The sequence below is a fragment of the Pseudomonas brassicacearum genome (assembly GCF_918698105.1).
Lineage (GTDB): Bacteria > Pseudomonadota > Gammaproteobacteria > Pseudomonadales > Pseudomonadaceae > Aquipseudomonas > Aquipseudomonas brassicacearum_F.
Genome location: NZ_CAKKMI010000011.1, coordinates 13,170 through 33,133 on the forward strand (window position 1 = coordinate 13,170; position 19,964 = coordinate 33,133).

General features: G+C 59.7%; 18 protein-coding genes and 2 pseudogenes. 6 read left to right on the forward strand and 14 right to left on the reverse strand.

Translation table 11 applies throughout. The features are described 5' to 3' along the window. Positions 1 to 10 precede the first annotated feature (10 nt). From LQ215_RS06685 to LQ215_RS06705, 5 genes are all read right to left on the reverse strand, one after another. Complete coding sequence (locus tag LQ215_RS06685; RefSeq protein WP_230148145.1) at positions 11 to 1,111, reverse strand: acyl carrier protein; 1,101 nt, start codon at positions 1,109 to 1,111, stop codon at positions 11 to 13. A 117-nt stretch (positions 1,112 to 1,228) separates the two neighbouring features. After that, positions 1,229 to 2,992, reverse strand: a complete 1,764-nt coding sequence (locus LQ215_RS06690; protein ID WP_230148147.1) for an FAD-dependent monooxygenase — start codon at positions 2,990 to 2,992, stop codon at positions 1,229 to 1,231. 3 nt (positions 2,993 to 2,995) lie between these two features. After that, positions 2,996 to 3,607 (reverse strand): HAD-IB family hydrolase, encoded by a 612-nt coding sequence (locus tag LQ215_RS06695; protein WP_230148148.1) that lies wholly within the window; start codon positions 3,605 to 3,607, stop codon positions 2,996 to 2,998. Continuing rightward, positions 3,597 to 5,117 carry a class I adenylate-forming enzyme family protein gene (locus LQ215_RS06700; protein ID WP_230148150.1) on the reverse strand — a complete coding sequence of 507 codons (1,521 nt, stop codon included), beginning with the start codon at positions 5,115 to 5,117 and terminating at the stop codon, positions 3,597 to 3,599. The genes LQ215_RS06695 and LQ215_RS06700 overlap by 11 nt, the downstream gene beginning before the upstream one ends. A gap of 81 nt (positions 5,118 to 5,198) precedes the next feature. Further along, entirely contained in the window at positions 5,199 to 6,212 is a 1,014-nt protein-coding gene (locus LQ215_RS06705) for an SDR family oxidoreductase (RefSeq protein ID WP_230148151.1), read from the reverse strand. A 502-nt stretch (positions 6,213 to 6,714) separates the two neighbouring features. Here LQ215_RS06705 and LQ215_RS06710 point away from each other — a divergent pair. After that, a complete protein-coding gene (locus LQ215_RS06710; RefSeq protein ID WP_230148153.1) occupies positions 6,715 to 7,311 on the forward strand; it encodes a TetR/AcrR family transcriptional regulator in 597 nt (198 codons plus the stop codon). Positions 7,312 to 7,321: 10 nt separating this feature from the next. On the opposite strand, the gene hisM is transcribed toward LQ215_RS06710, so the two are convergent. The 5 genes from hisM to LQ215_RS06735 form a co-directional block, all read right to left on the reverse strand. After that, complete coding sequence (gene hisM, locus LQ215_RS06715) at positions 7,322 to 8,023, reverse strand: histidine ABC transporter permease HisM (protein ID WP_230148155.1); 702 nt, start codon at positions 8,021 to 8,023, stop codon at positions 7,322 to 7,324. Continuing rightward, positions 8,020 to 8,709 (reverse strand): ABC transporter permease, encoded by a 690-nt coding sequence (locus LQ215_RS06720; protein WP_230148157.1) that lies wholly within the window; start codon positions 8,707 to 8,709, stop codon positions 8,020 to 8,022. The genes hisM and LQ215_RS06720 overlap by 4 nt, the downstream gene beginning before the upstream one ends. A 24-nt stretch (positions 8,710 to 8,733) precedes the next feature. Next, positions 8,734 to 9,504 (reverse strand): ABC transporter substrate-binding protein, encoded by a 771-nt coding sequence (locus tag LQ215_RS06725; RefSeq protein ID WP_230148159.1) that lies wholly within the window; start codon positions 9,502 to 9,504, stop codon positions 8,734 to 8,736. A 61-nt stretch (positions 9,505 to 9,565) separates the two neighbouring features. Beyond that, complete coding sequence (locus tag LQ215_RS06730; RefSeq protein ID WP_230148161.1) at positions 9,566 to 10,420, reverse strand: PfkB family carbohydrate kinase; 855 nt, start codon at positions 10,418 to 10,420, stop codon at positions 9,566 to 9,568. 2 nt (positions 10,421 to 10,422) lie between these two features. Beyond that, positions 10,423 to 11,436: an SIS domain-containing protein gene (locus tag LQ215_RS06735; RefSeq protein ID WP_230148163.1), complete on the reverse strand. Its 1,014-nt coding sequence runs from the start codon at positions 11,434 to 11,436 to the stop codon at positions 10,423 to 10,425. A 250-nt stretch (positions 11,437 to 11,686) separates the two neighbouring features. On the opposite strand from LQ215_RS06735, the gene LQ215_RS06740 reads away from it, so the two are divergent. After that, positions 11,687 to 12,478 carry a GntR family transcriptional regulator gene (locus LQ215_RS06740; protein ID WP_230148165.1) on the forward strand — a complete coding sequence of 264 codons (792 nt, stop codon included), beginning with the start codon at positions 11,687 to 11,689 and terminating at the stop codon, positions 12,476 to 12,478. Between the two features lie 110 nt (positions 12,479 to 12,588). On the opposite strand, the gene LQ215_RS06745 is transcribed toward LQ215_RS06740, so the two are convergent. After that, positions 12,589 to 13,404 (reverse strand): helix-turn-helix transcriptional regulator, encoded by an 816-nt coding sequence (locus LQ215_RS06745; protein ID WP_230148168.1) that lies wholly within the window; start codon positions 13,402 to 13,404, stop codon positions 12,589 to 12,591. 92 nt (positions 13,405 to 13,496) lie between these two features. On the opposite strand from LQ215_RS06745, the gene LQ215_RS06750 reads away from it, so the two are divergent. Further along, the gene (locus LQ215_RS06750; RefSeq protein ID WP_230148170.1) at positions 13,497 to 14,453 is read left to right on the forward strand and encodes a threonine dehydratase; all 957 of its coding nucleotides are present in this window, start codon (positions 13,497 to 13,499) and stop codon (positions 14,451 to 14,453) included. 162 nt (positions 14,454 to 14,615) lie between these two features. Here LQ215_RS06750 and LQ215_RS06755 read toward each other — a convergent pair whose 3' ends face one another. The 3 genes from LQ215_RS06755 to gstA all read right to left on the reverse strand — a co-directional run bounded on the left by LQ215_RS06755 (position 14,616) and on the right by gstA (position 17,270). Continuing rightward, positions 14,616 to 15,575, reverse strand: a complete 960-nt coding sequence (locus LQ215_RS06755) for a quinone oxidoreductase family protein (protein ID WP_230148172.1) — start codon at positions 15,573 to 15,575, stop codon at positions 14,616 to 14,618. 75 nt (positions 15,576 to 15,650) lie between these two features. After that, positions 15,651 to 16,442, reverse strand: a complete 792-nt coding sequence (locus LQ215_RS06760; RefSeq protein ID WP_230148174.1) for an AraC family transcriptional regulator — start codon at positions 16,440 to 16,442, stop codon at positions 15,651 to 15,653. A gap of 228 nt (positions 16,443 to 16,670) precedes the next feature. After that, positions 16,671 to 17,270: a glutathione transferase GstA gene (gene gstA / locus LQ215_RS06765; protein ID WP_230148176.1), complete on the reverse strand. Its 600-nt coding sequence runs from the start codon at positions 17,268 to 17,270 to the stop codon at positions 16,671 to 16,673. 113 nt (positions 17,271 to 17,383) lie between these two features. Between gstA and LQ215_RS06770 the strand changes: the two genes are divergently transcribed. The 3 genes and pseudogenes from LQ215_RS06770 to LQ215_RS29740 form a co-directional block, all read left to right on the forward strand. Beyond that, the gene (locus tag LQ215_RS06770; RefSeq protein WP_230148198.1) at positions 17,384 to 18,331 is read left to right on the forward strand and encodes a transcriptional regulator GcvA; all 948 of its coding nucleotides are present in this window, start codon (positions 17,384 to 17,386) and stop codon (positions 18,329 to 18,331) included. Between the two features lie 131 nt (positions 18,332 to 18,462). Then, positions 18,463 to 19,140 (forward strand): annotated as a pseudogene (locus tag LQ215_RS29735) (PAS domain-containing protein); the annotation flags it as partial. Positions 19,141 to 19,254: 114 nt separating this feature from the next. Continuing rightward, positions 19,255 to 19,728 (forward strand): annotated as a pseudogene (locus tag LQ215_RS29740) (methyl-accepting chemotaxis protein); the annotation flags it as partial. Positions 19,729 to 19,964: the final 236 nt, after the last annotated feature.

Consider the following 19,964-nt stretch of genomic DNA (forward strand, 5'->3'; position numbering starts at 1 on the left):
GCCGCTGGGCTCAGCTCAGCCTGGCCAGCAGTGACAAGGCATCCTCAGGCGTGCGGCGGGACATCAGCGCTTCACCGGCAAACTCGCTGGCAGAGCACTGTTGCGCCATGGATTGGCAGAGCGTTTCCCGGGCAAAGCCGTTGAGGCCCAGTTGGGCGAACGGCGTCTGGATGTCGATCGACTGCGTTGCGTCCGGGATCAGCGGAGACAGGGCTTTGAGCAGCAGGTTTTCTTCCTGCCCTTGAGTGTCCGTCGTGGCCGCTGGAGTTTCATCGCCAGGCGCCGCCTGCGGCTGGGGATCGGCCAGGGCGGCTTGAATCAGGGCGATGGTCGCCTGCGGGAACTTGGCGTTGGCCAGTTCGGAACTGTGGGCCTTGAGCTGCGGCCACAGGGCGACTACCGACTCCAGGAAGTCCAGCTGCACCAGCGAATCCAGGCCCAGGCTTTCGTAGCTTTGTGTCGGGTCGATCTGCTCGACCGTAAAACCGGTGATGGTTGCCAATTGCTCGACTACCCATGCTTGGACGTCCACCGCTGGCGCCTGCGGATCGGCTTCAAGCCGAGCCAGCAAGGCGGTCGGGGTAGGGGCATCGAACAGCTGCGAGGTCAGGTCTTTCTTTTCCGGGAAGTGCTGGGCCAGGGATTCGAAAATATCCACCAGCCCGAGGGAGTCGATCCCCAGGCTCTCGAAGCTCTGATCGAAGTCGATCTGTTGCGCCTGGAAGCCGGTGACGGTGCTGATTTCGGCACGCAACCATTGCCCGTAGCTGAGTGCATTTGTCTCTTCAACGGCTGCGACGGCTGCGACGACAGGCGTCGGTGCCAGTATGGTCGGGTTCGAGTGAACCGGCTCCAGCACGGGAACAGTCTTGTTGATAGCCGTTTCGGTCCCATTGGCATAAACGCCTTCAAGGACTTGTTGATGCGCATTGAAGTAATGCGCAGTGACCGTTTCAGCCTGTTCCAGCAGTCGCAGCAATATTGATTCCTTGGCGATATTGGATTCGCACAGTGAATCAATGATCTTTTCGGAAAGAGAGAAGTAGCTATGGGCTATTCTCCCATTGGACACGATGAATTCCTGCACAACATCGTTAAGTTGCAAGCGCATAAGATTCTCCTAACCAAGTCGGTCGATGTTTCTATAGTAAGAAAGATCAAAAGTCGTGGCCCAGGGCAGGGCCTTGTTTATATCAATTCATCAAACTGGCAGTAGCCATGGAGCGACTTAAAGTTGGAGTTCCACTGCGTCGGTCTCGCAAGATATTGTTTTCCTGGCGCCCTTGAGCAACCCGGACCTTACGTTCAGATATGTCATCAGCGTTATTGCATCGGCGCCGAGAAAAGCGATATAGCCGTCAGGACGAATCAGCATCAACATGCCTTCCTTGGCGTGATAGCGCTTGTGCAGCCGCCAATCGGGGTCCAGCAACGTCGAGTGCCAAGCCGGCAGGCCGGCGCTGCTCAGGGCGTCGATCACGCAGTAGGCCTTGATGCCTGGGTAGTCCTTTTCCACCGACTTGGCCAGCGTGTAGTAGCCTGGCAGCAACGGTGAAAACTGATCGGCCGCGCTAAAAATCAACAGCGTGAATGTGCCGTGGAACAAGTCGATCAAGCGTTTGGTTGGCATCCCTTGCAGTTGCCACAACTCGACATCGGGCGCCAGTTGCCCGGCGCGAGGCGCTGCGCTCTGGAACTCGGGTTTTTTCCCTTTCTTGTTCCAGTTCTTGCGCTGCTTGTTCGTCAGCGATTCTTGAATGTAGTCGCTCTTGTCGTAGTGATACTGATGCCCGGAAATCATCGACGGCAGTTTGCGCTGGACCTTTTTGCGGTTGCTCAACAGCGGCAGGACATTGTCGCGCAGCCACACCAGGGCGCGACGCCGGACCGTGATCAGTCCCGTCAACCGGTGCGCGGTGTTCTCGACTTCCAGGGCAACCGGATAGCGCTCTTCGTTGTAGCTGTCGAGCAAGGATGGATTCGCCAGGCCCTGATCGACATAGGCCATTTTCCAGGCCAGGTTATAGGCCTCGGAAACCCCCAGGTTCATCCACTGCCCACCGATGGGGCTGCCGATATGCGCCGAGTCCCCCAGTAGAAACACGGAGCCTTGTTGCATCGATTGCACGCGGCGATGCTGGAAAGAGGCGATGGTGGTCGATGAAATGTTGGACAGGGTCATCTTTTGCCCGCGCCCTTCGCACAAGCGCTGGAAGTTCTCCAGGCTCAAGGACGGGCGCTCGCCTTCCGGCGGCAGGTTGTAGGGCATTTCGATGAACAACCGATAACGCGATTGAGCGCTGATCGGAGCAACGGCCACGTAACCGTCCTGCGCACCCAGGAAGAATGCGCCCTCATCCTGGCTTCCGGACCACTCGATATCGGCATCGGCGAGCATGAAGAAGCGGTCGTAGGACGAGCCTTCGAAGGTCATGTCCAGGCGTTTTCTGATGTTGCTGCGGGCACCGTCGCACGCGGCCACCCAACGGCTGGTGAAGTGCTCGTCGGTGCCGTCGGCATGCTTGAGCGTCATGCGCACCGAACCTGGCAGGTTTTCGATGTCCACCAGTTCGGTATTCCACTCCACTTCGGCACCCAGTTCCTTGAGCCGCTCCAGGAGAATTTTCTCCGTTTGCGGCTGTGGCAGGCTAAGGAGCAGCGGATAAGTCGCATCCAGGTAGGAGAAGTTGTAGTTCAGCACCCGCTTGGCATTGGACTGCACCGAAAACTGGTTGATCGTGAAGCCGTCGCTGATGGCTTGCTCGGCAACGCCCAGGTCCCGAAAGATTTCCAGGGTCCGGGAATGGATGGCCATCGCCTTGGTCGCCGTCGAGGGGCCGGCGTTTCTTTCGATGATGCGAAACGACACGCCCCATTTCTTCAACAGGATTGCCAGGGACAGGCCAACAGGACCGGCGCCGACGATCATGACGGTCGGGGCGCTGCCAGGTCGCTGGAAATGCTTGGGGGCCAACATGCTCAGAGTGTTCATCGATCAGTACCAGTTTCTGTAGAAGGGAGAGTTGGCAATGCCGAGCAGGGCATCGTCACCTGATGAATCGCCGTAGGCATAAATGTAAAAATCATCAAGGTTGCTCAAGCAGCCCTTGAGCCGCGTGACTTTCTCTCGCTCTACACAGTTGGTACCGGATATCCCGCCGGTCAGCTTGTTTTTTGCCGTTGCCAGGCGGGTGCCGCACACATAGTCAAAACCCGCGGCCTGGCCCCAGGGGATCAGGTAGTTTTCCGGCGAATTGCTCACCAGCGCGGTGACGTGCCCCATCGATTGATGCCATTGCAGCCGCCGCAACGCCTCGGGCCTGAGCCAGAGTGGCAACAGCTCGCTGATGAAATACCTGGCATGCTCGCGCTCTTGCTCCACCGAGAGGCCGCCCAGGTAGCAGGCAATGAAGGCCAGGCGCGCTTGCATCAGCGGGGTGATGCCGACGATCACGCTGAGCATCTTGGGCAACAGGGGAATGATCCGCAGCCAGAACGAACGGGTGCCCACGATAAAACGCATGTAGCGCCAGAACGTGTGCCGGTCGGTCAATGTGCCGTCGAAGTCGAAAACGGCCAGTACCGGTTGTGTGCTGTTAGCGTGCATGTGCCTCTTCCTTGAGAGAAGTCATCTCGATGGTCTTGGGCAGCTTGAAGCCCGATAGGTAGTGCGAAAGCAGGGTGGACAGCGCGTTCTGGGTCAGCTCGCCGGTGCCTTCGACGCACAGGTGCAGCACGTTGACTTCCTTGTGGTCCGGGACGATATAGGCCTTGGCGCGCACCACCCCAGGGTGTTTGAGGGCGATGGATTCGATTTCCACCAGGTCGACCATCTGCGCCTTGATCTTCGAGATTCGCAGGCGTTGGCAATAGAAGAAAACGTGCCCATCCTCGTCCTGCCAGACCAGGTCACCGCTGTGGAACCAGCCATCGCGGAAGAACCGCGCATTGATGTCCTCGGCATCGTTGTAGCCGTCGATCACCATCGGGCCGCGTATCAGCAGTTCGCCGATACGCCCAGGCGCTACGTCCTGGCCCTGGGCGTCGACGATGCGTAGCTGCACACCGCTGATCGGCTGGCCCATGGCGCCACGGTGGACCGGACCAATCGAGCTCTGGACGATCACGGGCATGCTTTCGGTCAATCCATAGCCTTGCAGCACCGGCTTGCACCCCAGCAACTTCCCCAGCTTCTCGGCTTCATCGGCCGGCAGGTGGCTGCCGCCCGAGTAAATCATCAACTGCGGGTGCAGCGGCAACAGCGCGCCTTTGCGCTTGGCCAGGCGCGTATTGAAGTAGCGAATGACGTCGGGTACCAGGCAGGCAAAGCTGACCTGATGCTCGGACAGGACTTCTGCCAGGTCTCGATTGAGCAGGGTGTTGGTCATCAGCAGCGTGGCGCCGATGCTCAAGGGAAACACCATCATCACGGACAGGCCGAAGATGGCATACAGCGGCAGCGTCACCAGATGAACCGATCCGACGCCTTGCAGATGAAAGTGCTCATGCAGCCCATCGCTCGATTGCGTCAGGTCCAGATAACGGTGAGAAACCGCCAGGGGTCTGCCGATGCCTCGATAGGTGAATTGTACCGAGACGATCGGATTGCCCTCGGGCAACAACAAGGGTTCGATCTGGCAAGGCAGTTGAGAGAGGGCCGTTGCGTTGGCAGGCAGGGGCGATGACGGTTCGCTCCCACCGTCCAGCACCAGGGAATGCCTGACACCGTTGCCGGCCTGGAATACCTCACTGTGTTGCACCCATAGCGTTTCGGTCGTGACCACGAGCGTCGGCCTGGCGAGGCTGACGACACTGGCCATTTCGAAGGGGGTCAACTTGTAGTTGAGGATGACCGGAATGGCACCGCGCCCGATGATCGCCAGGTAATAAGCGATGAACGCCACGCCATTGGGCAGCACCAGCGCTACTTTGTCGCCAGGCAACACACCGAGCGCTGTCAGGGCGCCATTGCATTGTTCAGCCTTGCTGCGCAACTCTCGGTAAGTCACGGTATCTTCTTCCGTGTCCAGATGCCGAATAGCAACTTGCTCGGGAAACGATTCTGAAAAACCGACAAAGCGATGCAGAAAACCTTCTTTATATGAAAGGCTTTTCATTTACCAACCTCTCTCAATCCTTGGATGTATGGCTAGTCAAAAAAAGTACTACAGAGGCAGGCTATATATGAATTGTTTCAATTAAGCATCTGTGTAGTTGTTATTCCGATACCAGTCCAGGGTATCGGTCAGGGTTTCAGCAACAGGGCGGAACTTGCACTCCAACTCCCGTGAACTTTTATTGTGGCTGAAATGAGTGCGGCCTTGTTCTTGCTCCATGAGCTTGACCGTGGACGTACTGATAAGCACTGGTTTTTTGGTAATCCGGTAATAACCTTCATAGATCAGCGCGATGATTCGCAGCATGAACAGGGGCACTTTTCGCTCCGGGGCTTTTATGCCGCTGACGCTGGACAGCGCCTGGAAAATGCTCTTCATGTCCATGTGATTACCGGCGGCCAGGTAGCGCTCTCCGGACCTGCCGCGGGTGATGGCGGCGATTTGATGCTCGGCCACATCCCGGGCATCGACAACGGAAAAGCTTCCGGGAAGAACGCCGGGCAATTTTTGTCCGACAAAATCGAGCAGGAACTGCCCTGAGGAAGTAGGGCCGATATCACCGGGGCCGAACATCCACCCTGGCAAGACCATGGCGATAAACATGTCCGGGTGCTGCGCCAGGAATTGCTGGACCTTCTGTTCGGACAATATTTTGCTCAAGTAGTAATCGTCAGCCTCCAATTCACTGCGAGACATGGTTTCATCGATCACTTGATCCCGATTGCCCTTCAATACGGCAATGGAAGAGGTATGGACTGCACGGCGGATACCGGCGTCATAAGCGGCTTGCAACAAACGCTCGGTGCCGGTCACATTGGTGTCGTACAGTTTCTGCCAATGTTTCCCGCCTTTGTAACTGTCGCGGAAATAGGCCGCCGTATGAAACAGGGCATCACAACCTTGCAGGGCGTGGGCGAAGGCCTCGACATTAAGCATGTCGCCTTCGACCAACTCCACAGGCAGGTTGCCGAACTGTTTCCTGGCTTTCTCTACGGAACGAACCAGCGCTTTGACTTTGATGTTCCGCTTTAACAGCGCACGAACGACATTATTCCCGAGCAGGCCAGTAGCGCCTGTAACGAAGGCATATTCCATTAAAATCCTGCTCCTGTGAGGTGACCTGGCATTGCATCGAGAGCGGTGTCACTGACTCGATGCGTTGATCAGGCGTTGGGCTCCACCAACGGCGCAAGTAAAAACCATTCGGTATCTGAAAATCAAGTGGTATTTCGTCGGATTGTCGAACGGACGGCTCTGCACCGGTCTTCATACGAGTTTTTTTCACCTTCCTGCGCAGGGTTGAGGGCAGGAAAATATCCGGTTTGAGCCACTCAAAGGGACGGCAGGGGCTCACCAACGAAGATTTTCAGGCGCCCCGTATCCCAGAAAAAACGGTAGCGGGTAGCCCATCTAGCGTGCCTTTGCGGCTGTTCCAATTACATGGCACATACATGGCACTTTCTGAAAGTTAAAATGTAAATGATTGAGCAAGGCGCGTATAAGATATGATGGCGAAAACGGGTTCCGTACAGTGAGGCGTCAATTCGTTGCATCCAGTTACACATAGCAATCTTGTTTGGCCAAAGGAGCCGAGGGCGTGATTAAAAAGAGACTAGGTCGAGAAGAGAGCCAGCAAGTAACAAGAGACAAATTATTCGACACAGCCACTGAGCTGATGATCCGAAAAGGCTTTCATGCCGCCAGCGTCAACGTTATCGCCGAAGAGGCGGGCTTTTCCAAAGGCGCTTTTTTTTCAAATTTTTCAAGTAAATCGGATTTGCTGCTGCAATTGACTCAACGCTTCAAGCGAGTTGAGATCGACCGACTGAGTACGACCCTGGCATCGGGGTATTCGGCGGAGCAGTTGAGCCACGGCTTGAATGCCTATATCGACACGCTGAAGAACAATACCCGCTGTGCGATCCTCGATGCCGAGTTGCAACTGATCGCCTTGCGCGATGAAGAATTCTCGCCGCATTACTACGATTTGCATGAGGAAAACAGCGAGGCCTTGGGCAAGTTGATTACCATCATATTCAATCACGCTGGCAAGAAGCCGCCGCTGGCCTGCGCCGCGCTTGCCAAGACCTTCACCGCCCTGGCGGAAGGCCTGATATTGCAAGGGCATAAGGACCCGGCTGTTGAAATCAAGCTGGTGTTGAACTCGCTCATCCAGACGGCAGAGCCGCTATAGGCCGTTGTCGTTATCGCTGATAGGCCAGCAACCGGTGCTCAGCCCATCGGAATACACCCACCAGCGCGCAGGCCAGCAACATGTAGAGCAGGGCGGCGATGCCATAGGCCTGGAAGGTCTTGAAGGTGGCCGCGTTCACATCCGCCGCGATTTTAAGGATGTCAGGAACGGTCGCGGTAAAGGCGATGGCCGTGGCGTGCAAGACAAAAATCACTTCGTTGCTGTAGGCCGGAAGGGCCCGGCGCAGCATGCTCGGTATCAGCACAAGAATGAACAATTGGCTGCGGGTCATGCCCAGGGCCAGTGCCGCCTCGATCTCACCGCGTGGGGTGGTGCGCAGTACGCCGGCGAGAATCTCGATGGTGTAGGCGCAGGTGTTCAGGGCCAGCGCCAGGATCACGCAATGCATGCCGTCACGAAAGAACCACCACAGGCTCGGTGATTCCCTGATCAGGCTCAGGCTTGCCAGGCCGCTGTAGATGATCAGCAGTTGCACGAACAGTGGCGTGCCGCGAAACACCAAGGTGTAAAGCTGGACAGGCAGTGCCAGCCAACGGTTGCCATAGGTGCGAACCAGCGCCAGGGGGATCGCTGCGGCCAGGCCGATAATGGCGGACGTCACCAGCAGCCATAGGGTGACGGCCAAGCCACTCCAGCGGTAACCGTCGGACCAGAGGAAGTTCGGCCCGAACTCTTTCAGTATTTCAATCATGACACGCTCCGCTGCGGTTCGATGCTGTAGCGCCGTTCGAGCTGTTTGAGGGCCAGGCTGGACAGGATCGCAAAGGCCAGGAAAATCGCCGCGATCACCAGATAGAAGAACATCTGCCTTGAGGTCGCATTGCCTGCCTGTTTGGCGACCTGGACCATGTCATTGAGGCCCAGCAGCGATATCAGGCCGGCACTTTTCAAGAGCACTTGCCAGATGTTGCCGATGCCGGGCAATGCGAACCGCATCATTTGCGGCAGGCGGATGCGCCGCAGGACTTGCCATTGGCTCATGCCATAGGCCCGGGCCGCTTCCAGTTGGCCAAAGGGGATGGCTCTAAAGGCCCCGCGAAAGGTTTCGGCGCAGTAGGCACCGTAGATGAATCCCAGCGTACCGATGGCGGTGCCGTAGGGATTCAACTGCAACGATTCCCGGCCGAACGCCTGCGCGATCTGGTTGATTGCGATTTGCGCGCTGTAATAGATCAGCAGCATCAGGACCAGGTCCGGCACGCTGCGCACCAGCGTGGTGTAGACCGTCGCGACCAGTCGTAGCGGTGCCACAGGCGAGAGTTTCGCCAAGGCCCCGAGCAGGCCAAGCACGAGGGCGACGCAGGCGGCCCAGGTGGCCACCTGGACGGTCAGCCACGCGCCCTGGAAAATGAGATAGCCGTACCCTTCGAGAAACATGCTTTCGGGCTCCGCGCGGGTGGTTTATTTCGGCGAGATGTCGAAGTCGAAATACTTGCTGGCGATGCGCTCATAGGTGCCATTGCGGTGGAGCCGTTCGAGCGCCTGATTGATTTCCCCGGCCAGGGCAGTATCGCTTTTACGCAATCCGATGCCGGTGCCCGGGCCGAAGATCTCTGGTGACTTGACCACTTCGCCGGCATAGCCGAAGCCCTGGCCCATGGGTTTTTTCAGCAGGCCTTCGGAGACGGCAATGGCATCGTCGAACACCGCATCCAGCCGACCGTTGATCAAGTCCGAATAGGTCAAGTCACTGCTTTGGTAAGGCACCACTTCCACGCCCTCAAGGCCCCACATCCGCCTGGCATAGACTTCGAACACGCTGCCTTGCTGCACACCGATGCGCTTGCCGCGCAAGGATTCAGCCGTCGGTTGCAACGGGCTGCCTTGTGGGGCCACCAGGCGTGCCGGGGTGTCGTACAGGGTGTTGGAGAAGGCGATTTCGGCCTTGCGGGCTTCGGTGATCGAGAGTGCAGAGAGTATCCCGTCGAACTTCCTGCCCTTGAGGGCCGCGACCATGCCGTCGAAGGCGTTTTCGACCCAGACGCAACGGCGTTGCAACTCACTGCACAGGCTTTCGCCCAACTCGATATCGAAACCTGTCAGCGAGCCGTCCGGTTGCTTGGATTCAAAGGGCGGGTAGGTGGGGTCGACCCCGAAACGCAGTTCTTCGTTGGCGCCCCAGGTTATCAGCGGGCTGGCCACGAGCATCAAACCGATCAGACATTTTTTCATCGACAGGGTATCCACGACAGATTGGTAGAACCGCCCCGGAAGGGGCCCGGGGCAGCACGCATCAGCCTTGAAGGTTCAAGGCGTGTTTCAGTTGTTCGGCACGTTGGATGTCTATGGATCGCCCATGGCCAAAGCCACCGGCCCAGCCGCACACCTGGCCGGCATGACCGACGCCTCGTGCAAGGCATTCGGCAAGGTTGTGCCGGGCTTGCCATGCCAGCAGGAACGCGGCGATAAAGCCGTCGCCGGCGCCCATGCTGTCGACGAACGCGCAGGGCTGCGCGGCTTGCTCATGCACGCCCTGGGCATCAACCGCAAGGGCGCCTTGGGCGCCACGGGTGATGACCACCGTGGCCGGGCCCAGCGCCCGCATCGAATCCGCCAGGCCACGGGCTTCGCTTGACGACAGGTCGGCGGCCGAGAAAAAGGCGATGTCCACTTGCTGGATCAGCGCCTGCCAATCGAACTCGACCCAGTTGTCCGAGAAGTCGAATGACAGGCAGCCACTGGCCTGGCGAATCTGCGCCAGTTGGCTCTCGAGACCGCTATAGAGGCTGCTGTGTGCCAGCGGGAATTTCGCGAGGTAGGCCAGGTCGTCGGCATCGAGTTGCAGTTGCCGGCACACGCCAGGATCGCTGCCGAGAAACACCCGTTCGCCATTGATACTGTCGACACACGCCCAGCCATTGGCCCCCGTCAGTATTCTGCAGTGGGATGCATCAACGGCTTCCTGTTGCAGGCAATCGAGCAGGTACTGGCCGTGCCGGTCATCGCCAACGCAGCCCAGGTAGGCACTGCGGGCACCCAGCCGGGCGGCGAATACCGACACGTTGAGTGCGTTGCCACCGGGGTATTCGATGTTCCGGTCCAGGTACACATCCAGGGTGTTGTCGCCGACCGCGATCAGGCTGGCCATGCTCAGTACTCCGTTTTCCACATGTAGCGGCGCGTTGTCAGCGGCTGCTGGTGCCAGACCGCGAGATGCGCGGCGATGCGTTCGACGGCGATGCCGACGATGTAGGGCGCGACAATGGCGCGGATCTCTGGGTCGATGCCTTCCATCGGGAAGTCCTTGGCGTCATAGACCATGACCCGTTCGGTGTAGCGCTGGCAGAAGCGCACGACGCGTTCCATCTGCGCCCGACTGGGGTCTTCACCCACCAGCAGGAGCAGCGGCGTGGTCGCGTCGATGGCTTCGAACGGGCCATGGAAAAACTCGGCGGCCTCCACCGGCAGGCAATGCAGCCACTGGCTTTCCATCACCACGCAGACACCGAATACATAGGCGGTGGTGAACATCGGGCCCGAGGCGAGGAAGTACATCACGCGATCATCTTTATACAGGCGTGCCTCTTCGACGGCGCGCCGGTCGTTGTTAAACGCGGCATCGGCGAGGGCCTGTGGCAGTGCCTTGAGCGAGCGAGTGAGTTTGTCCAGCAATGGCCAGCCTTCGCGCTTGGCCAGGATCCCGCCGACCAGTGCCTGGAGGATCATGAAGCAACCGAAGTACGCCTCATCGGTGCGTCCCAAAAGGAAGCAATGTTGGACAGCCTGGGCCAGTGGCAGCTCGGCGGTTTGTGTCACGCCGACGGTGAGGCAAGGCTTGTCTTGCAGAAAATGCGCGGCGGCGATGGTCTCCTGGGTCGTCCCGGACTTGGAGGCGAGCACCACCAAGGTGCGTTCATCCAGGCGCGGCGGATCGATATCCATGAAATCGGCCGGGAAGTAGCGACGCACTTCCAGCGTATGGCTGTAGCGCTCAAGCCAGTATTGCAATCCGAGCATGATGCGGTTGGGGGCGCCGCAACTGACGAAGTAGATACGGTCGATCCGCGTGGCCAGCGCTTGGCCAAACTGCTGGGCGTCGTCAACGATTTGTACGGATTGCTGCAAGGAAGTGATGAATGCTTCCCGGTTGAACTGGATCGCCATGTGAGCTCCTGGGGGCTTTGTTAAGGGGATCATGTTGCTGTTCATGATCACCATTTAGACCAAAAGCTATACCATGAAAAATACCATTACAAGGCTTTTCCCCCATGGTCTAATGCGCTGCCAGAGCGGTTCTCAAGGTATGCGCCGGGCCGTTTTTTTGTTCCCATTACCAAGCTGGCGGGTTTGCGACGGTTTTCCGGTTGTTATCGTCGCAATGCCTCGGCAGAAAAAATAATCCAGGATGTAGACCATGAAAGTTCTTCCTTCCAAGTCCTCCGACGTGGCGCTCCTGGCGCCCGAACGCAAGCAGGTGGCCTGGCAGGCCGTCCAGGCACTGCTGGAAATGCTGGAGCGTCCGGAGTTCGGGCCGACTGAGCGGATCCCGGCGGAACGGGACCTGGCCGAGCACTTGGGCATCAGTCGGATGACGCTGCGCAAGGCCCTGCAAACGCTGATCGATCGTGGGATTCTGGAGCGCCGGGGCAACCGCGGCACCTTTGTGACCGCACCAGGCGTCGAGCGGCCACTCAATACCGTGGCCCGCAAAGGCATTGCCGAAGTGGTGGAGCAGGCGGGGGCCAGGCCGGGAAGTAAGCTGCTTTACTTCGAGCAAACCCAGGCCAGTGCCCGTGTGGCGAAATTGCTGAAGATCCAGGAAGGCGACATGTTGCTGACCATCAGGCGCCTGCGCACCGTGGATCAAAAGCCATTCTGCATCGAGACCAGCTACATCCCGGCCGCCCGTGCGCCGGAGTTGGTGGCGGGAGACCTGGTCGAGGGGGCCTCGTTGTATGCGTTGTTGTTATCGCGTTACCAGATCGAAATAGAAAGCGACGAGGGCACGCTGAGCATCGCCACGATGAACGACCAGGAGGCGCGTTTGCTTGACGTCGAGCCTGGGACAGCCGCGCTGGTCTACCGGGGGGTGATCTTCGATCGCCAAGGGCAGCCCGTGGAATACCTGGTCTCGATCAACCACCCCCAACGCGTGGTGTTCAAACTGGCGGACAGTCGGGTCAATAGCATTCATAGCGATCATTGACGCGTGATTGATAGTGAATACCGTCGTCCCGTTGCGCATCGGCTGATAATTTCACGCAGCGGTAGGCGTTTGGGCTTAGCCGTACCGGCAATGGCAGTTTCCCGGCTCGTTCAGGGCCTCGAAGATCCGCGCAACTGCGCTGGGCTGACACCAAGGCGTTGCTTGAACAGCGTGGTCATGTGCGCCTGGGAGTTGAAGCCGCAGGTGTGGGCGATATCGGTCAGTCGGGCGGTTGAGTCACGCATCAGCGCCCGTGCCTTGGCCAGGCGCCGGTCGATCAGGTAGCTGTGTGGGCTTTTGCCGGTGGCATTCTTGAATGCCCGCATGAAATACCCCTCGGACAAGCCAAGCAGCCCGGCCATTTCCTTGACTCCCAGCGGACCGTCGAGACCGGCGTCGATGAGCTCGTCGAGCAGGCGCATTCGCCCGCCGGTGATGGACCCTTGTACGGGGGGCGAAAGCGTCTTGTGCGCCTTCACCCGTTCAGCCAATCCGAGCGTCCAGGCCTCCCAGTCATCCTCGGCGGTGGGCCGCAGCAGTGCGCTGCGCATTCTTAACGCAAGGCTGATGGCCTGCGGGTCCATACGGTTGTTGAACGCATGCTCCCCCGGCAACGCCATGCCGTCGGTGCGCACGACCCGCAGGTATTCACCGCCCCTGGGGGATTCGGAAAACACGTCGCATTCGGCGGGGACGAATGCCAGGCCGTTGGGAATCGCCTCGAAGGGCTGCACTCGGTCGCTGCCGATGGCGTGCAGGCCGCGCTGGCTGTCGAAGGCAAAGCCGATCGCCGACTGGGTGGCGACATAGCGGGTGGCGTAGGCGCAGCCAGGCAGCAATTCGATCGCCCACGGCCCGGCCTCGATGCGACGGACCGGTTCGGACTGGGGCGGCTGTTGGCGGTTTCGAGGGTTCATGAACAGCATAGTAGTGAAGAGCGGGCCGGAAAGTCAGGTCAGTTTTCTGAAAGCCCGCCGGTGTTGCCCTGAATAGACTGGGCAAAACCCGGAGGCCCATCATGCACACACTGACCCGCGACGACATCGAACAAGCTGCCCGCCACCTCTACCAAGTCATGCCCGCCACCGCCCAATATGCCTGGCCCTTGCTGGCTGAACGACTGGGTTGCACGGTGTGGGTCAAGCACGAGAACCACACCCCGACGGGCGCCTTCAAGGTGCGCGGCGGCCTGACCTTTGTGCATTGGCTCAAGCGTGAGCACCCGCAGGCAAAAGGCATCGTCACGGCGACTCGCGGCAACCATGGCCAGAGCCTGGCGCTGGCGGCCACTGCGTTGGGTTTGAAAGCGTTGATCGTCGTGCCGCACGGCAACTCGGTGGAGAAGAACAACGCCATGCGCGGCTTTGGCGGTGAGGTGGTCGAATATGGCCGCGATTTCGACGAGGCCCGTGAAGAGGCCGCACGCCTGGCCCAAGCGCATGGCCTCTACCTGGTGCCGCCGTTCCATCCCGAGTTGGTCAAGGGCGTGGCGACCTATGGGCTTGAGCTGTTCAAGGCGGTGCCGGACCTGGATACCGTCTACGTGCCGATAGGCTGTGGCTCGGGGATCTGCGCGGTCATCGCCGCCCGCGATGCCTTGGGCTTGAAGACCCACGTGGTGGGCGTGGTGTCCACCGAGGCCGTCGCGGCGAAGTCCTCGTTTGAAACAGGCACGCTCTGCGAGACCGCTTCGGCAAATACCTTTGCCGACGGCCTGGCCGTGCGCAGACCCATTCCCGAGGCCTTTGCCATCTACGGGGCCGCGGCGGCGCGAATCGTAGCGGTCAGCGACGCTGAAATTGCCGGGGCTATGCGCGCCTATTATACCGACACCCACAACCTTGCCGAAGGTGCCGGCGCCGCCGCCCTGGCGGCGCTGATGCAGGAGCGTGAAACGATGCGGGGCAAAAGGGTGGCGGTGATTCTGTCCGGTGGGAATATCGACCGGCCGGTGTACGCGAACCTGATTGGCTGATGCCGATGATGTGCTGCATCTGCCGCCGTCATCGCGAGCAGGCTCGCTCCCACATTCAATCTCCATTGAACAAAAAATTCATATCCGATACAGAACCCCTGTGGGAGCGAGCCTGCTCGCGATGGGGTAAAGGCTTTAACGAATAGACCGAGCCGCTCTGGATCAGGGCACCAGTACGGCTTTTGCGCTGCTGCCCTTGGCGATCAGCGCGTACTGGGCCTTGCCGTCCACCAAGGGAATTTCAAGGATATCCGTGGGCGCGTCGATGACGCCTGCCTCGAAGTGCTTGCCAAACTCTTCAAGCATCCGGGCGCAATCGGTATTGTCGTAAAGCAACGAATTCACGCCGATCAAGACCCCGCCTTTGCGATAGAGCGCCAGGGCGGGGAAGTGCACCATCCCATCCGGCGGGGCTGCAATGATCGCGATGCGACCGAAGTTGGCCAATGCCGATACCGCCTCTTGCAGCCAGAAGCCGGTGGTGTCGAAGATGACCTGCGCCCCTCCCGGAAACACCGCGTTGACCTGCTCGGCCAGGCTGCCGGGCGCGCTGGTCACGATGACGTCGTAGCCTTTGGCTCGTAACTCGGCGACCCGCTCCGGTCGCCGTACCGCCGCAAGCACACGGGCCCCGCGGGCCTTCGCCAGGGCCAGCGCTGCGCTGCCTACCGCGCCATTGGCGCCAATCACCAGGAACGTCGTGTCGCGCTGCACGTGGGATCGTTCAACGGCATCGTAGGCGGTGGTAAAAGGCACGCCGATAGACGCGGCTTGGACGAAGGACAAATGCTCAGGCTTCAGGGCCACGCCACTTGCCGGAACCGTGAGGTACTGCGCATGGGAGCCGTCACGCAGGAAACCTGGGCCCTTGCCGGTTCCCCAGATCGCTTTGCCGAGCAGGTGTGCCGGGCCTTGCTCAACCACCCCGGCGAAATCACGGCCGGGCACGCGGGGCAAGGTGGTGTAGGGAAAGCGGCCCTCGACATTTTTGACATCGCTGGGGTTGAGGCCCGCCGCCTTGACCCGGACGAGGACCTCGTCGGGGCCCGGGACGGGTATCGGCAAGTCAACGAGGCAGAGGTGGTCCAGGCTGCCGGTGGCGGAAAACTGTAGGGCTTTCAAGCTGCAATACTCCTCGACGAAATGTGCGTCGAGGATAGCGTTCGGGCTGATAGCGAACCCGCCAGAGAGTTTCGTCTATCGGACAAACCCCCTTGATGCCATCGCGTTTTTATACGCCGATGGTGCAACGCCCAGGGCGCGGCGGAACATCTCGCTGAAACTGCTCAGCGTATAGCCCAACCGCGCCGCTATCGCCCCCACCGAGTCGCCCTCCAGGAGTGCGGCGACAGCGTGGGCCAACTGCACTTGGCGTCGCCATTCGGTGAACGTCAGGCCTAGCTCGGCATGGAACAGCCTGGCCAGGGTGCGGGTGCTGGCCCCCACCGACTCGGCGTGCTGCTCAAAGGACATGGCCAGTCCGGGGACATCGAGCACTGTCTCGCACAAGTTGCGCAAGCGTCGATCCCCGCCGGCAGGCATGGGCACCTTGAGCACTGCCGAGCGCTGCTCGCGAAGTTCCAGCACCAGCAGGTTGTCCAAGGCATCACGCAACGCAGGATCAGGGCGATTACCCAGCGCCACTCGCCGGATGATCAGCTCGCGCAGCAGTTTGCTGACTTCGAGCACTTCCAGCTCAAGCCCCACGCTCATGGCCAGTTCGGCGCGCAAATAGAGATTGCGCATCTCCAAGGGCGAAACCACGCGGATCCCGTGTGTGACCCGCGGCGGCAGCCACACCGCGCGCTGCGGCGGGACCAGCAGCGCCGCACCGGGTGTATCGACCCACATCAGGCCACTTTGCGCATAGAGAAGCTGGCCCCATTCATGATGATGAGGCGCGATCAACGTCCCGGGTGGGTAGGTGCGGGAAAGCGGTTGAACAAGATGCGTCGTGTCCGTCAGATCGGGAGGTGAAGCAAGGACCATGACCGGAACTCAGAACGATAACGGTGCTTTTTAGCACAAGTGCGCGGGTGTTGGGGGCTGGCGGCTGGCTTGGAGTGATTGTGTTGCCGCTATCGCGAGCAAGCTCGCTCCCACAGGGAATACGGGTTGTATCTCGAATCTCACAATCACCCCGGACAACTGTGGGAGCGAGCTTGCTCGCGATAGCGACACGTCAGGTTGCACTAAGGTTGAATGTGCCGCCAATGACTACGCCGCCTCCGCAGCCAGGGCCGCCCGAACGCTGGGGCGTGCGGCGATTCGCGCCATGAACGACGCCAGCGCCGGCCAGTCGCTGATCCGGATATTGAACAGCGGCAGCCAGTTCAGGACGGTAAACAAATAGCCGTCGGCCAGGCCAAAGCGACCCATCAGGTAATCCTGTTGTTCAAGGGCCTGGCTGAGGTAATCCAGGCGTTTGAACAGTTTTGCCCTGAAGATCGCCTTGGTGGGCTCTGCAATATCGGCGTTGAACAGCGGCGCACATCCGCTGTGGATCTCGGAGGTGATGAAGTTCAACCATTCCTGCAGGCGAACCCGCTCCCAGGTGCCGTTGGCCGGCGCCAGCGTGTTTGTGGGGACCAGGTCGGCCAGGTACTGGACGATGGCGGGCCCCTCGGTCAGGACATCGCCGTTATCCAGCATCAGGGCTGCCACGTAGCCCTTGGGGTTGATGGTCAGGAAATCGTGCCCGTCGGCGGTTCGCTTGGTCTGGTTGTCGACCCGGATCAATTCAAAGGGCAGGCCCAGTTCCCGCAGCACGATGTGCGGGGACAGTGAGCAGGTCATGGGGGCAAAGTAGAGTTTCATGCTTTCCTCAAGGTCGGGGGATGTGCCGCCAGAATCCGCGAGGGCCGGAATATTTTCAAAGGACATCTTCGGTGCTAGCGTATGACAAAATCTCATGAGTCAGTCAGATCTCCATGACCACCCGAATACCGTCGCTCAATGGCCTGAAAGCATTCGAATCAGCCGCCAGGCACATGAGCTTTACCAAGGCCGCAGAAGAGCTGAACGTCACGCAAACCGCCATCAGCCATCAAATTCGCCGGCTCGAAGAGGAACTGGGCGTGCGCCTGTTCTTGCGGCTCAAGGATGGCCTGGCCCTGACAGACGAAGGTCATGGCTATTTCCCAGGCGTTCGTGCGGCGTTCCATGAGCTGCGCTATTGCACGCAGACGTTGCTGCAGAGCCGCAACAACAGCGTCTTGACGATCAGTACCCTGGTTTCCTTTGCCTCCAAATGGTTGTTGCCGCGACTGGCGTCATTCCAGCAAGCATTTCCCAACATTGACGTGCGCGTAACGGCCTCCACTGAGCGGGTGGATTTTCGTAAGGGCGGCGTCGATGCGGCCATTCGTTACGGTTCCGGCGATTGGAAGGGCTTGCGGGCGGACTGGCTGATGGCCGATGAGATCTTTCCGGTGTGCAGCCCCAGGCTGCTGCAAGGTCCGACAGCCTTGAAGAATCCGGGCGATCTGGCCCGGCACACCTTGTTGCAGGTCAGTGGGGTGACCCACGACGACTGGAGCGCCTGGTTGAGTGCCACGGGCCAACCGAAAAAACTCGCCGAAGGCAGCCGGCTGACATTCGACCTGGCCATGATGGCTGTCCAGGCTGCGGTTGACGGCCTGGGGGTCTGCATCGGGCGTTCAACCTATGTCGAGGATGACCTGAAGGCCGGGCGATTGGTTGCTCCCTTTGATCTGCGATTGAAATCTGATCTCGGCTTCTATTTCGTGAGCCCGCATGAAACGGCCGACACCCCAAAAGTGCAGGCCTTTAGAACCTGGTTGATGGATTCGGTGGGTTTTGGCGCCGAAACATACTTACCCCGTGCCGTTCAGCCGTTCGACTGCGAGCCGATATAACTAGAGGTCCGGTTACTTTCAGGGTTCACCGAGGGTACGTCATGTTTAATACAACACTAAAAAATGAACTGACGGCTAGGACGGCCGAATTGGCAATGTACAAGGGGCTGGTCGGCGCCTTGGAGCGCTCGATGGCGGTTATCGAGTTCAGCCCCGACGGCAAGGTTCTTCGTGCGAACGAGAATTTTCTCGCCACGATGGGCTACCGTGCGGATCAGTTGGCCAGCCTGTCCCATCGGGACTTCTGCACTCCAGCGCTGGTGGGCAGCGCCGAGTACCGTGAATTCTGGAACCAGTTGCGCGCCGGTCAATTCGTTTCCGGCACGTTTCAGCGCCGCAGCGCGCAAGGCCAGAACGTGTGGCTGGAGGCCAGTTATAACCCGGTAGTGGACGAGCAAGGCCGCGTCGTGAAGGTGGTCAAGTACGCACTCGACGTCACTGCCAAGGTCGCCAGCGAGGCAGAAACACGTGCCCGGCTGGCGGCACTCGACCGGGCGATGGCGATGATCGAGTTCGACCTGGGCGGTAACATCCTGACCGCCAACGAAAACTTCATGAATGTCATGAATTACACGTTGGCGGAGATCAAGGGCAAACATCACCGGATGTTCTGCGAACCGAGCCTGGTCGGCAGCTCCGAATACAGTGATTTCTGGCGCCGTCTCAACGCCGGCGAGTTTTTCAGCGGCCAGTTCAAGCGCCTCGGCAAAAACGGCAAAGTCGTCTGGCTGGAAGCCAGCTACAACCCGGTCTACAACGCCGAAGGCAAGTTGTGCAAGGTTGTGAAGTTCGCCAGTGACATCAGCGAGCGGGTGGAGAAATTCGAAGAGGATTCGCGCGGTGCTTCCCGTGCGTACCATATCTCCGCCGAGACCGAACGAGTGGCCGAACAGGGCGCCCTGGTGATCCACCAGACCGCCAAGGAGATGCGCGAGATCGCCGACAACATTGGCGCCTCCGCGCGTCTGGTTGGGCAACTGGGGGCGCGTTCGGAAGAGATCACGGCCATCGTCAACACCATTCGCGGCATTGCCGACCAGACCAACTTGCTGGCCCTCAACGCGGCCATCGAGGCCGCGCGGGCCGGGGACCAGGGAAGGGGGTTCGCGGTGGTGGCCGACGAGGTCCGGCAACTGGCCGGGCGCACCAGTCGCTCCACCTCGGAGATTGCCGAAATGATCGGCCTGATCCTCTCCGAAACCCGCGATGCCGTCGCCAGCATGAACGTGACCCATGAAGGCGCATTGCGTGGCGTAACGCTGGCAGACCAGGCCGGCTCGGTCATCGTGCAAATCAGGAACGGGACCACGGATGCACTCGACGCCGTGAGCATGTTTGCGTCCAAGCTCGACGAGTCCGAGGTGATTCCCAAGACGGCTATCGGCTGGGTGGGTTGAGGTGAGCTGAGCTGAGTCCTCGCCCTTGCGATCCATGCGCTTGACCAGTTCAAGCAATACCGCTCGCAGCTCGGGCGGTCGCACGGGCTTGGCCAGCACCGAGACGCTCAGGCGTTTCAGCGATTGGCGTATCAGTTCGATCTCATGCTTAGTGACATGCCTCGTGCTTCCACCATTCCATTTTATGAAACGGTGGATTGCAGTTTGTGCGTATTCCTGCGTCGCCGCTTTGGGCA